This is a genomic window from Niabella hirudinis, from assembly GCF_051201075.1.
GTDB lineage: Bacteria > Bacteroidota > Bacteroidia > Chitinophagales > Chitinophagaceae > Niabella > Niabella hirudinis.
In genome coordinates this window covers 1-13,842 of sequence record NZ_JBPEHJ010000009.1, presented here as the reverse complement: position 1 = coordinate 13,842, position 13,842 = coordinate 1, and the positions used below count along the sequence as shown (strand labels likewise).

Annotated in this window: 11 protein-coding genes; 6 read left to right on the top strand and 5 right to left on the bottom strand. The window is 42.9% G+C overall.

Annotation, left to right across the window (positions count from 1 at the left end):
• Positions 1–13: 13 nt before the first annotated feature.
• The 5 genes from GGU45_RS16235 to GGU45_RS16215 form a co-directional block, all read right to left on the bottom strand.
• Positions 14–1,333 carry an ABC transporter permease gene (locus GGU45_RS16235; protein WP_435226487.1) on the bottom strand — a complete coding sequence of 440 codons (1,320 nt, stop codon included), beginning with the start codon at positions 1,331–1,333 and terminating at the stop codon, positions 14–16.
• Positions 1,300–1,941: a TetR/AcrR family transcriptional regulator gene (locus GGU45_RS16230; RefSeq protein ID WP_435226486.1), complete on the bottom strand. Its 642-nt coding sequence runs from the start codon at positions 1,939–1,941 to the stop codon at positions 1,300–1,302. Before GGU45_RS16230 ends, GGU45_RS16235 begins: the two co-directional genes overlap by 34 nt.
• Before the next feature lie 507 nt (positions 1,942–2,448).
• Complete coding sequence (gene ric, locus GGU45_RS16225) at positions 2,449–3,159, bottom strand: iron-sulfur cluster repair di-iron protein (RefSeq protein WP_435226484.1); 711 nt, start codon at positions 3,157–3,159, stop codon at positions 2,449–2,451.
• 367 nt (positions 3,160–3,526) lie between these two features.
• Positions 3,527–4,141 (bottom strand): response regulator, encoded by a 615-nt coding sequence (locus GGU45_RS16220; protein ID WP_435226483.1) that lies wholly within the window; start codon positions 4,139–4,141, stop codon positions 3,527–3,529.
• An 88-nt stretch (positions 4,142–4,229) separates the two neighbouring features.
• The gene (locus tag GGU45_RS16215) at positions 4,230–6,143 is read right to left on the bottom strand and encodes a tetratricopeptide repeat-containing sensor histidine kinase (protein ID WP_435226481.1); all 1,914 of its coding nucleotides are present in this window, start codon (positions 6,141–6,143) and stop codon (positions 4,230–4,232) included.
• 341 nt (positions 6,144–6,484) lie between these two features.
• On the opposite strand from GGU45_RS16215, the gene acpA reads away from it, so the two are divergent.
• The 6 genes from acpA to GGU45_RS16185 all read left to right on the top strand — a co-directional run bounded on the left by acpA (position 6,485) and on the right by GGU45_RS16185 (position 13,567).
• A complete protein-coding gene (gene acpA / locus GGU45_RS16210; RefSeq protein WP_435226479.1) occupies positions 6,485–7,825 on the top strand; it encodes an acid phosphatase in 1,341 nt (446 codons plus the stop codon).
• Positions 7,826–7,851: 26 nt separating this feature from the next.
• Positions 7,852–9,717 (top strand): cytochrome-c peroxidase, encoded by a 1,866-nt coding sequence (locus tag GGU45_RS16205; protein WP_435226477.1) that lies wholly within the window; start codon positions 7,852–7,854, stop codon positions 9,715–9,717.
• 481 nt (positions 9,718–10,198) lie between these two features.
• Complete coding sequence (locus GGU45_RS16200; RefSeq protein WP_435226475.1) at positions 10,199–10,675, top strand: hypothetical protein; 477 nt, start codon at positions 10,199–10,201, stop codon at positions 10,673–10,675.
• Between the two features lie 196 nt (positions 10,676–10,871).
• The gene (locus GGU45_RS16195) at positions 10,872–11,324 is read left to right on the top strand and encodes a hypothetical protein (RefSeq protein ID WP_435226473.1); all 453 of its coding nucleotides are present in this window, start codon (positions 10,872–10,874) and stop codon (positions 11,322–11,324) included.
• A complete protein-coding gene (locus tag GGU45_RS16190) occupies positions 11,321–11,521 on the top strand; it encodes a hypothetical protein (protein ID WP_435226471.1) in 201 nt (66 codons plus the stop codon). Before GGU45_RS16195 ends, GGU45_RS16190 begins: the two co-directional genes overlap by 4 nt.
• Positions 11,522–11,533: 12 nt before the next feature.
• Positions 11,534–13,567: a WG repeat-containing protein gene (locus GGU45_RS16185; protein ID WP_435226469.1), complete on the top strand. Its 2,034-nt coding sequence runs from the start codon at positions 11,534–11,536 to the stop codon at positions 13,565–13,567.
• Positions 13,568–13,842 lie beyond the last annotated feature (275 nt).

Sequence of the window (13,842 nt, the reverse complement as noted above, 5' to 3'; positions counted from 1 at the left end):
TATTGACTACTGCCTAACTCCTTATCGCCACCACCGGATCCATTTTTGCGGCCTGTACCGCCGGTATAATGCCGGCCATAACTCCCACAAATACACAGATCAGAAAGGTCCAGATCATGTTTCCTACCGAAATGAATACCGGAAAATCCAGCGCCTTACTTAGGATCTGCGCCAGCACATATACCAGCAACAACCCGATCAATCCGCCCAGCATACAAAGAAAGGCAGACTCCAGCAGGAACTCAGTAAGGATGATCTGCCGTTTGGCACCCAGCGCCTTTTTTAACCCGATCTGCGAAGTACGTTCTTTCACCGTTACAAACATAATATTTGCCACCCCAAACAATCCAACGATCAGGCTGATACCCCCAATCACCGCTCCACCGATATTAAGACCGGCAAATGCTTCTGACACCTGGTCGCCAATATCGTTGATATCATTCAGGGCAAAATTATCGGCCTGCCGGGGGCTCAGTTTATGCAAACTCCGCATGGTTACCATCAGCTCATCCTTAAGCCCTTTGCTTGTAACCTGTTCCCTTCCCTGCACCATGATTACCGGATCCGTCTTTTCCTCGTTATAAATCCTGCGTCCGAACTGGAAAGGGAGGATCACACTCTGATCAAATCCCCAGCCTCCGATCATCTGCTTGCCCTGTTTTTCGATCACCCCCGCAACAAGTATCTTCTTACCGGCTATGGAGATCATTTTATTAACAGCCAGCTCCGGCTCGTTAAATAACTTTTCGGCAATTTCATTGCCTATGACCGCCACACCGGAACCATCATTAAATTCAGCATCGGATATGTACCGGCCAAAGCTCATCGTAAGAGGTTGTATCTTTATATACTCTTCACTCACGCTGTACACGGTCGCCCCATTTAGCAGGAACCCCGAGAACTCTACATTCCCCCTGCCCTGCAGGGTAAAAGCCACATATTTTGCATTAGGTGTGCGTTCTTTGATTTGTTTTACCTCCTCGTAACGGGGTACCGGGCGGTTGACGTATTTCCACCAGGGGTAATCGGGTCCGCCGCCATATTCCCATTTATCTACATAGATGGTATTAGAGCCCAGGGTCTTTATCTCATTTTGTATATTTTGCTGCAGGCTGTTTACCGTGGCCAGCACCCCGATGATACAAAAGATACCTATAGTAACTCCAAAGAGTGATAGAAAGGTGCGCAACTTGTTCTTCCACAGCTCCTGCATGGCCATGCGAAAACTACTGCCAACAATTTCCAGTGTGCGCCTCAACATAGCTACAAATATAACCAGGTTTTTATTTCCGGCCGGCTTTACCGCTGCTGCTCCGCGGCTTCCCGATAGCACCAGTCAATAATTTGCCGGATCGATTGCAGCATTTGCTTCTTGCCTTTCCTGCTCTTGATATGAATACCGCAGATGGTGTTATCGTTGTAACGGTAATGCAGGATGATATAGTAGATTGCCGACACCAGCAAGGCATTGATAGCACGAAAGTTTACCGATGTTTTTTTAAAATAGGGGTCTGACAATTTAAAAAGCTGTTCTCCAAACTGCTCCCGTTCCTCCAGTATATCCTGCAGCAACGGATTCTTTTCGCTCAACTCCCAGAGAATGATATTCTGCATTTCTACGGAATTTTCCAGGAACTGAAACTGACCGTCTAAAATCCCCATCATCGCATCTGCATCCAGGCTGGTAAGCGGTTCTTTTTTTGTTACCGCCTCAGCCTTTTTCCAAAAATCATTTTGTTTCAGATAGGCATCAATCAACCCCCGGAGACTCCCAAAATAATTATAGATCAGTTTTTTGTCAAGCTTTGCATGTGCGGCAATATTGCTGGCCTTTAGTGCCTTGTAACCGTCCTTCTGGAGGATCGCTCCCACTGAATGCAACAGTTTCTGCATGGATTTCTGCTTATCCCGCCGGGGTTCCTGTATCACACGTTGTCTCATTATTATTTATAACCAGCTTTCAAAGGTCCCGATTTTTATCAAGTTACCAAAAAATCTCCTCATTTGACATATTAAAAATTTTTACGGAGAACCTTAAACAATTCCGAACTTTTATACCGCTGCTTTAAATTTCATATTGGAGTGGAACCCCGGGGGTATATATTCTTTACTTTTTCAGGTTGCCTGATCGTTGCAAGTCAACGATCGTTGACTTGCAACGATTATTCACTTACCTTTGTGGCTTCCAAAAATGCCGGTGCTGTCAAGAAATTTGTTTGCACTATTGCTTTTTTGTTCGTAAGTGTGCCGTTGCTAGTTAAACAAGCCAACTAAGTGCTTTTGAGATAGCGTAGTGCTAAGGGTTGATAATGGATATGCTCCGGCTTTCTGAAGTATGTCCATTTTTTTGCGCCCTGTACCACCCGCCGGCAAGACTATTTTATCGCTGAAGTTGTGCTTTTGTATGCCTTTACATACTTCGCCTTAAGTCGTAATGCATTACCCTGCTCAATGAGCCAGCTCCCGTTCCATCCGGATCGCTTTAGGAAACAGGATATTATTTTCCAGGTGCACATGCAGGTGCAGGTCTTCTTCAAATTCTTTTAGCAATGCGTATGTAACCCGGTAGGTACTGCAGCCATCTTCAGGGACCGTATAGTCGCCGGTAAGCGCCGCAATTTTTTCGAAACGATCTCCTTCAATATGATGTTCGTGCATCATTACGCTAATCGGGTTTTCTACGGAGCCAAACGCTGCCTGAGCGGTTCCGTTTGCCACCATGCTCCGGATATAAGGAAACAAAACCGCCTCTTCCTTTTGCATGTGCGCAGAAAGGTCAACGGTGCAATCTCTAAATAATGCGGCTACTTCTTTCAATTCGGGATGCGCGTTGCCATGCACTTTTACAATCTTCTCCAGAAACGGCATAATCTCCCCAATTTTTGCCTTTACATAACGGTGATGTTTTTTTTCAATATAGTCCGACAGCAAATCGGCGGGCCAATTGTTATAAGCTATAGCGGCCGTACCGGCCGAACGATGGGCTTCCTCCAATGCCTGAAGCAGGATGCCCGGCTCCAGTTCCTTTTTGGTGCAGGCTTCCGCAATAGTGCGATCACCACCGCAGCAAAAATCAATCCCATAATTTTTAAAAACCGAAGCAGTGCGGTAGTCCTGTGCCACCAATTCTCCAATAATTGTTTGTTCCTGAATTTGCATATTATGTTTCGCTTAAAATTAAAAATCAGCTTCGGCGCTTCCCGGTTCCTTTCAAAGCTAAAACCATATATAAATACCTTTTTATCTTTTATTAGCTCAAAAAAACGCCTCACTTTGTTCGCTCCGGCAAAGATACAAAGAAAATTCAATAAAAGACATTTTTATCTTTTATTAACGGCCGGCAGATTTTTATCACTCGTAAATGATTTTTCCCCGCTACAACTTCGCAGATCGCGCAAATAAATACCCATTTAAAGTCTGTGTTTTTGCTTAATTCCACGTTCTGATCATTTTCATCGGGGAAATAGTCGTCACTACTATTTTTACAGACTTATTTTCAAACAATTTCTTACAAACCCAAAAACGGCTATACCATTCCCTGCCGGATGGCCTTACTGATGAGGATTGCGGTGTTTTTTGCATCGAATTTTTCAAGCAGGCTTTTGCGATGCGTATTTACTGTGGGCACACTGATAAAAAGTTGTGTTGAGATCTCCACATTGGTAAGCCCCTGGGCAATCAGCTGCAGTACTTCCTTTTCTCGCCGTGTAACCAGTGGAAGGCCCCTGTTGGTGTCTTTTAAGGAAGCGGCTGCCTCCAGGCTAAAATAGGTCTTGCCCGTAAGCACGATATGAATCGCTTCCAGCAGCTCTTCCTTGTCTGCATTTTTCAATACATAGCCGGAGGCGCCGTTATCCATCATATTGCGGATAACAGCCTGTTGGTTAAAGGTGCTCAGCCCCAGCACAAAAATGTTGGGGAACCATTCTTTCACCTCCCTGCACAGGTCAATACCGCTTTTATCCGGAAGGCTGATATCCAAGAGCAGTACATCGGGCTGTTGTTGTTTCAAAAAACTGATGCAGGAGGCGGCATTGGTAGCATGCCCCAGCCAATCAATATCCTTTTCATGCTGCAATAAAGAACGGATGCCCTCTATTACCATATAATGATCATCTACGATAAATACGCTTGCTTTCATATTTTCCCTTGTCTTAAAGTAATGGGAACTCTAAATTTCCTGCAACAAAGGTATGAATACCCAAAAGTTGCCTGTAATTATAGCCCGTTTACCCGATACCCACTTCTATTAAAACGGATGTACCCCGGCCCTGTTCTGAGTGTACGTCTATTTTCCCTTTTAGAAAATCAACCCGGTTCAGAATATTAGTCCAGCCGATACCCTGTGCTTCGGTAAGCAGCTTCTTGTCAAAGCCTTTTCCGTCATCCTCAACGGTAACGGTTAACAACTGTTCCTCTTCCGAGACATACGCCTGTACCAGCAGATTTTCCGCATTGGCGTGTTTGACGGTATTGTTGACCAGCTCCTGTATAATCCGGTAAATAGTAACCGAAATGGTCTGGTCTATAACGGCTTTTTCTGCTCCAAGGAATTGATAGTCGATATGTAATGCGCCACTTTTTTTTATTTCACTGCAAAACTCCTGCAGCGCCACATTCAGTCCATATTTTACGAGCACTTCCGGCATCATATTATGTGCCACACGGCGCATTTCCCGGATGCTGCTATCGAGCATATCGATGCTGCGCTCAAAAGCCTGCGCATTGTCGGGCGTCATAATTAAATTTCCTTTCATATTGCTTAAAGAGTATTTAACGCCGCTCAGCATGCCTCCCAGCCCATCGTGCAGATCCTTTGCCAGCCGCGTGCGCTCCCGCTCCTCCCCTTTTAGCACCGCTTCCGTAGCGGTCAATTGCTTTTCCGTTTCCAGTTCATCGATCTTTGCCTGTTGAAGCTTTTGCCGGTTTTTATAGTTGCGGTAGCTGAGCAATGAAATAATCAATATCCCAATGGCGCTGCCGGCAAGAACATAATTGAGCGTATTTTTATTCTGAAGCGAGATTTGTTGCAATTTGATCTGTGCTTCCTTTCTCCCCAGTTCAAAACGCTTTTCTGTACGCACGATTTCAGTTTGCACATCTTCACCAACGAGGCTATCCTGCAACAGCGTTACCTGGCGTAGCACTTCTTCGGCATCCTCAAGGCGTTGCATCGCAATTAAAATACTGCTCAAGGTTTCTAACCCTTTCACTTTATCGCCTCTGAAGCCATTTTCATTGCAGATGGCAAGCGATTCGTCGACATACTTTTTGGCTTCGGGATAATTCCGTTTAAAGTAATAGTAGATGGACAATGCCCGGTAGGCCACAGCTTTGGTCCCCGGCACCTCCTCATCCTTCGTAAGGGTTAGCACCCGGTCAATATAGGGTTTCATGCCATCAAAGTCGCCCTTATGTATGTACACCGTTACAATGCCCAGTAAGGCGGCTTCCTGTAAATCATGATAGTTGGCCGCCTCTCCCCTCTGAAGCGCCTCCCGGTATAATACCAGGGATTTTTCATGATCATTGATCGTTTCGTAATTGTTTCCAAGGTTCAACAGGGCAATTCCCAAACTAACACGGTCATCCCCGGTACGAAAATAAGCAACTGCTTCTTCGCCTGTTTTGATAGCCTCCTTGTTGCGTTTGAGGTTCATGTACAGGTTTTGCAATGCATCCGATAGTTTTGCCAGCAGCATTTTATCTCCCGTTTGCAAAATATACGGCCGGGCTCTTTCTATATACAATGCGGCACTGTCGTAGAGGCCCATATATTGAAAACTGATACCGGTGTTGGCATTACATTTTCCTAAAAGCAAGGGATCATTGATACTTTTGGCTAGTTCAATAGAGCGTTTATTCAATAAAACGGCGGAGTCAAAAGCGCCTTCCAAATTCAATATCTGGGTATAATTGGAAATAAATTTTATAACGCCCTTCTTATAACCCAGCTTTTCGCTAAGTGCCCGGGCTTGATGGTAGTAATATGCAGCGGTTTTATGATCATCCATCTCGTATTGGTTGCCAATATTGATGTAGAGCTGCACTTTTGCGGTATCCTCTTTTGCTGCGGGCAACAGTTTTAGCAAGCTGTCCCTGTTCAGCATTTGTCCATTGCCGGATATGCTTATACCCATCATGAACATGATTTTAAAAAACAACCGCTTTCTCATAATTTTCCTGTTGCAAATTAGGTATTGGTATCATTGTTTTTTCTCATCTTTTTTAATGATTTTTCGACCGCTTATTCAAAAATTATCACTTTAAATGATCAATTGCACTAAAGCACGGATCTATTTTACACCTCTTATCAAATCCGTAACAATGGATAAAACCCTTCCAAAAACGCAACCTGCATTTCTAAAATCTTCCTGGAAATTTGAAATTTAGTGGTAGAATGATTTTATATTTACCCTTCCTAAGCGCTTTAGGAGTTCCATAAACAATATACACCTATATCTAAAAATAATATAAAATAACGATGCAACGATTGTTTTTAATCTTCTTACTCATTATTGGAATAAGTAGTTGTGGAATAAGTAAAAAAGCCCAAAAACAAGCGGTTTCATTTGAGGATGGAATCGGCCAGGTCAAACACCTGGTGGTGGTCTATATGGAAAATCGCAGTTTTGATAACCTGTACGGTGAGTTTAAAGGAGCAAACGGTTTAAAGAATGCCCGAAAAGGAAATTTTATACAAGTTGATGAGAAAGGGATTCCTTATCAATACCTGCCCGCAATTCAGAGGAATAATTCATTTCCCACTAACCTGCCTAACAAGCTTTTTAATATAGACCAGTATGTAACATCAGATAAGAGAACGCCCGATGTTACGCACCGTTTCTTTCACAACCAATTACAGATTAACGGTGGAAAGATGGATAAGTTTGCGGCGTATAACGATTCTAAGGGGTTGGCAATGGGTTACTATACAACAAAGAAACTTCCTTTGTATCCGCTGGCGAAACAATATACGTTGTGCGACAATTTTTTTCAAAGCGTTTTTGGCGGTTCATTCTTTAACCATGTTTACCTGATTTCAGCCGCGGTACCGGTTTGGCCAAATGCTCCTGCAAATCTGGTTGCCAGGGTTGATGCGAATGGCAAAATGATCAAAGACGGTGTTGTTACGCCGGATGGCTATGCTGTCAATCATGTACTCTCCAGAAATAAACCTTATCCTGCAAAATCAGACACCGCCTTATTTTTGCCCTCGCAAACAATGGCAACCATTGGCGACCGCCTTAGTGAAAAAAACATATCCTGGGCCTGGTACTCTGAAGGATGGGATGATGCCGTAGCCGGAAGAAAAAATAATTTTGCCTATAATCATGAACCGTTTTTGTATTTTACCCAATATCAGGAAGGCACAGCAGGCAGAAAACACATGAAAGATCAAAATGATTTTATTAAAGCTGCGAAATCGGGCACGCTTCCTGCCGTTTCGTTTGTAAAACCTGGCGGGGGCAACGACGAACATCCGGGTGCATCGGCTGTATATTCTTCTGAGCAACTGGCGGTAAACCTGATCAATGCCGTATTGGAAGGCCCTAATGCAAAAGACGCATTGATTGTATTAACCTACGATGAATTTGGCGGTTTTTTTGATCACGTAAACCCCCCGGTTATTGACAGGTGGGGGCCGGGAAGCCGTATCCCTGCTATTGTTATCGGGCCATTTGCCAAAAAAAATCATGTGGATCATACACAATACGAAACCGTTAGCATCCTTTCCTTTATTGAGCACCGGTGGGGAATAAAACCATTAGCTGAGCGGGACAAAAATGCCAACCCCTTCCGGAACGCTTTAATATTCAAATAATCCGCGAAAATGGAGTAAAACAGGATATGTATAAAAAGACGGGCCTCGTTGTATTGCTGCTTACCGGTTTTTTTGTTGCAAGCCTCAGTTCCTTTTATGCGGCGCCCGGCCATTCCGTACAAACGCACTACAGCAGGCGCGAACATAAAATTCAGGAAAAGGTATTTAACCAGGTGGTATCTTTTCGGGATTTTGTAAAAGACAGCCTGTTACCTGCGATTAGTAAATCGCCGGCCGACACCCTAAGGATTCGCAAAGCCTTCTTAAAATCAAGACTACTGTTCAAAGAATTTGAATGGGCAGCGGAATATTTTAATGGGGAACTCACAGAACGGCTAAATGGGCCTCCGGTACAGGAGATTGAGAATGCAGACCTGCTCTCCCCTTCGATGGCCCGCGCCATTGACCCGATGGGCTTACAGGTTATAGAGCCGTTAGTCTATCCCCGGTATAATGCCGCCAACAAGGAGCGGCTGGGTAGTGAGGTTGGGTATCTACTAACCAATACGGAATACCTGATCGCTTATTTTTCGGACCACCTGCTTGCCGACTGGCGCATTTTGGACGCTGCCAAATTAGAGATATTCCGAATCATCACTTTGGGTATTACCGGGTTCGATAATGGGCTTTCGCTCAACAGTATGGAAGAGTCCGCCAGGTCCTTAAAAAGCCTTCGGGAAACGCTTTCTTACTATACGGGTAAACGCAAAGAAGCGGCATTACTATCCAACCTTGATACCGCGATAGCTTACCTGCAAGATCATCCTGATTTTGCTTCTTTTAACAGAGCCTTATTTATTACCCGTTTCGCCAATAAGATCAGCACCGGTATCGCTTTATTGCAGCAAAACTTACCCGGTCAAAAAATTAAATACAACCGGTTATTGCGCCAGGAAGCAAAGACCCTGTTTGATGCGGATGCTTTCAATGTGAATGCATTTACACCCGGCCCGGAATTTCATATTACGGAAGCAAAAGTGGAGCTGGGTAAAAAACTGTTTTATGACGTTTCCCTGTCCGGCACCGGTACAAGAAGTTGTGCGTCCTGCCATCGTCCTGAATTGGCATTTACAGATGGCCTGGTTAAGAATACAGACATCCACGACCCCTCAAAATTGTTGAAACGAAATGTACCCACTTTGCTCAACGCTGCTTTACAGTCTAACTATTTTTACGATATGCGGGCGCTGACGCTGGAAGACCAGACCCGCGATGTCATCAGCAATAAAGTGGAGATGGCAGGCTCAATGGAGCGCGTCATAAAATATGTTGCTGCAAATAAACCGTACCGGGCATTGTTCGCAAAGGCATTTCCCGCTAAAGCAGGAAACGACATCCAACCAGACGAAGTGACCAATGCGCTTGCTTCCTATGTGCGCAGTCTTACCAAACTCAATAGCCGCTTTGATGCCTATATGCGGGGCAACGAAGAAGCCCTTACCAAACAGGAATTGAGGGGTTTTAACCTGTTTACCGGGAAAGCCAAATGCGCCACCTGCCATTTTATTCCTTTGTTTAACGGCGTTACGCCTCCCAAATATGTTGCAAGTGAAACCGAAGTATTGGGCGTTCCCCGGTCGCCTACGGACTCCACGATAGACCCGGACAGCGGTTATTATGACGTAATTGGCGTTGAATCCTATAAATATGCCTTCAAAATCCCCACCATCCGCAATAGCCAAAGCACTGCCCCCTATATGCACAATGGCGCCTACCAGACCCTGGAGCAGGTGATGGAATTTTATAATAATGCCGGAGCTGTGGGCTTGGGAATTCCGCTACCTAACCAAACACTTCCCGCGGAAAAGCTTCAATTAACGGAAAAAGAAAAAGAAGATATCATTGCTTTTATTAAGAGTTTGGAAAACCAAAGACCACCTACAATAAAGTAAAAGCATGCTTACAGCTTCTAAACCTTATATCATCTGCCAACATTACACTTGTTGGCGCTTCATTGCTGGTTATAGCTTTCCATTTTTTATCCTTGGAGAAGATCGGTGTAGTGTAGTTCCTGTTTATGACAATGCTTTTTGTTTTATTAAGTTGTTCCCGGCAATCACTTAAACAAGACAAAAAGCATTGATATCCATCGTGTTAAACAATTTCAACGGGCTGAAAGGATTACAGTCGAACGCCTTATACCGCTCTTAACCTTTTTAGATGACGTGGAATAAGTTACAATTAATTAATTTTAATGGAAATCACCCCAATAACTAAACATTCAACAGTCGGCTGGCTATAGTACGGCTAACGTACAACTGCTGAACTTTCAAAATTCCACGTAACTTTAACATAAAACTTAACTGTAGGTTTGCTATGGCGCCCGTTAGCGTGTTCCATTAATAATCCGGTCCATACTAAAATTAATTGCAAATGAAAACAGCAATTTTCATATTCGCTTTTATCTTTTGTTTTGTGTTGGGCAACGCACAACAAAAGGACTACAAACCTTTATTAGACACATTTTTTCTGTACGCCGAAAAGAGTTTCAAGGATATTGCAGGAAAACCAAACGACACGAGTGCTTTTAGCCCGGCGAAACTCAAAGTTGATGTTGGCGAGCTAAAAGTTGGGCGGTATCCGTACGTAACTACGCTGGTGTGGAAAATCCCTTTGAAGCAAGCGGCAAAAATACACGCCGATGTGCAGGAATACATCCGCATTCATTTTTCGGGCAAGCCTAATTATCAGTTGGTAAGCGATGGAACGGAAGAAGAAGGTTATAAGGTTACTGAAGTGTACGCTGTAAAAGAAAACGAAAAACCAGTTGTTTTTTTCAGAACGATTTATTACAAAGCCGAAAACGAACAGGAGAAAAGTAGTTTTACGGTAATGGTTTACGGAAAATAAATTTTTAAACGCGAATGCTGTGACTTATCAAACAAAAACAACATCTTCATTTTCTGTAGTTTTCGGATATATTCCCCAGATTGAAAAAAAACGGGATGCACCGGAAAACCTGCACCGGAAATTTTCGCTTGTGCTTTCCTCATACCGGCAAGAAATCGGGGAAATGTTTTTTGACTTTAGGTTGTTTTTGCAACTAATGGAAACTACCTTATCAGCATTTGAGTATGATGAAATTCCTCTTTATCTAAACAAAAAAGATTTTTTGACTTTTGAAAACAAAGAACTGTTGTTCCGATATTTTGAAAACGAATTGTACAGCGAAGCTGCAAACGAATTGTCATTTCTGAAAATGATAGTGTTGAAAAACAAAAAGCCCCTATTGCAGGTTTTACCCGAAGATTATACTGGAATTGGCGGACCGGCACCTTACCACGATTCTATTACGTTTACTTGCCTTTGTGAAAATATCAACGAGGAATTTTTACTGAAAAAACTAAAAGAAAAAGCATTGATACCCGATAAAGTTATTTATGGAAAAGAATTTCCCCAACTGAACCTGATTCAGAAACTAAAGTGCTGTACGCCGTTACTACGCTGGGCAGTTCGCTTTCGGCAACTTATACTAAAAAAGGCGATGAAAAAACGATGAACGATATCTACGACCAACTCGGCACTCTCCAGGTAATGGTGGAAGACCCGAAAGATTTTCCCGATATGATGAAAAAAGAAAAAGACAAAAGCATCATCCACAAAACCATTGTGAAAGACTACAAAACAATGAAAAAAACCTGCATCATCACCTTAGATAATACAGGTAAAATTCACATCGATATTTTAAACAAATAAACCACCCGGTATATGAAACCCTTAATCCTGACATTTGTTGTAGTGCTTTTTAGCTTATTTGTATCGTATGCACAAAACTTAAAAATGGTGCAAGATTCCGCTGGCAACTGCGGCTATAAAAACAGGGCTGGTGATTTGGTAATACCTTACAAATATCGTCTTGGTCACGAATTTTCTGAAGGGCTTGCAGCCGTATATGAAGACGGGAAATTTGGTTTTATGGACGAAAACGAAAAGCTGGTAATTCCAATTGAATACACCGTAACATTTGATTTCAGCCATGGGCTTGCAGCCGTAAAACTCAATGGCAAATGGGGTTACATTGATAAAAAGGGTAAAGAAATAGTCCCCTGTGAATATGATTTTACCTATGGGTTTTATGAAGAGATGGCAGCGGTGCAACGGGGAAACAAATGGGGCTTTGTTGATAAAAGCGGCAAGTTGGTGATTCCGTGTATATACGCCAGCGTGTATAGTAGTTTTAGTGAAGGTTTAGTGGCTGTTAAACTCAATGACAAATGGGGTTATATTGATAAAGCCGGCAACACGGTTATTCCTTTTTCTTATGACGATGCTGGTTCATTCTACGAAGGTTTGGCTGCTGTGCAGCCTGTACGTGATAAGGGCTATGGCTACATAAATAAAAAAGGAGCAATGGCTATTCCGGTACAATTTAAAAAAGCCTATTCATTTGATGACAACGGGATAGCAATGGTGGAGGGTGAAACGGCTTCTACCGTTCATATAGATAAAACCGGAAAAGTTATAGACGTAAATTATCAAACAACCGGAAAAGGAAAATTTAGATTTCGAACCGGGGAAGTATATGATGGTGAGATAGTATATGGGGAAAGGACAGGAAAAGGAAACAATGTGTGGGCAAATGGAGATGTTTATGTGGGAGACTGGAAAGACAATAAAATGACAGGCAAAGGAAAAAAAGTGCTGGAGAACGGGAACAGTTATGATGGCGATTGGAAAGACGGTATGTTTAACGGAAAAGGAAAATATATGTGGGCAGATGGTGCTGTTTACGAAGGTGATTGGGTAAATGGAAATATGACGGGCAAAGGAAAATATAAATGGGCAAATGGAAATGTGTATAATGGCGATTGGAAAGACAACAACCTGAACGGGAAAGGCATTCTTACTAAAACAAACGGTGCCGTACAAAACGGCGACTGGGTAAATGGCGTTTTTAGCGGCGTTACAAAACAAACAACCGACGCAGCCGCAAAAATGAGTACTGCCGAAGCAGCCGCATACAAGGCATTGGAGTATAGAGATGCAGGCAATTACACCGCAGCATTGCCCGAAGCACAAAAGGCATTGAAATTGGATGCCCATAATTTTTTGGCATTGTTTGCAAGAGGCTTGCTGTACGCAGAATACGATAAGAACAATGCAAAGGCAATCGATTTTTATACAAAAGCTATTGCAGCAAACGCAAAAGACTACCGTCCGTTTTTGTTTCGTGCTTATGCCTTCACTGACAACAATCGCCTGGCAGATGCAAAAAATGATTTGGACAAAGCCATAGCGATCTACCCAAAATGTTTTAATTGCTTTATGCTTCGGGCGCATGTTTTTGGAAAAGAGCAAAAATGGGCAGCTGCCAGGGATGAAGCACAACTTGCCCTTAACCTGAAACCCGGCTCGGAAAAAGCAAAGTCAAGTTATGAAATGTATAAAAATTTTGCCGACCCGGAAACGATAGATGCGACCCCTTATGCTAAAAAAGAAGAACACCAAACTGTTACTTATAACAGAGGCGCATCCAATACCTACACCCAAAGCCAATCCATAAACCTTAGCAACATAAAATATATTGGGGGAGATGATGAAGACGACTATGAGGAAAACCCTGCCTACGCCAGAAAGAGAAACAAAAGATACCTGAGCCAAAGCGATATGAATAATATCATTCAATCCAATTCACCATCGCCTTCATCAAATGAATCGGGCTGGGATAAGTGGTTTAGAGAAAGAGACAGACAGTCTGAACGAGATTACAAACAGAAAAATGGTCAATACAGAGGATATTAAATTTGCCAAAAAGCAAAAGGCGAATCGCCAATACTGGCCAATCTCATAGAAAAGCAAACAACAGTCTGGCCAGCGGAAATTACTAAGGCGCCTAAAAAAATCCAGACATAAATAAAAAAGGGTCTTCTTGAAGAAGACCCTCTCAGCGGAGAGAGAGGGATTCGAACCCCCGGAATTATAGACACTGTTTCATAAAGTGTGTAAGTTAAAATCGAGTCATAACGGATTCGATTTTTTAACTTTAAACACAATATGCACAAATGAAAACGGAAGAT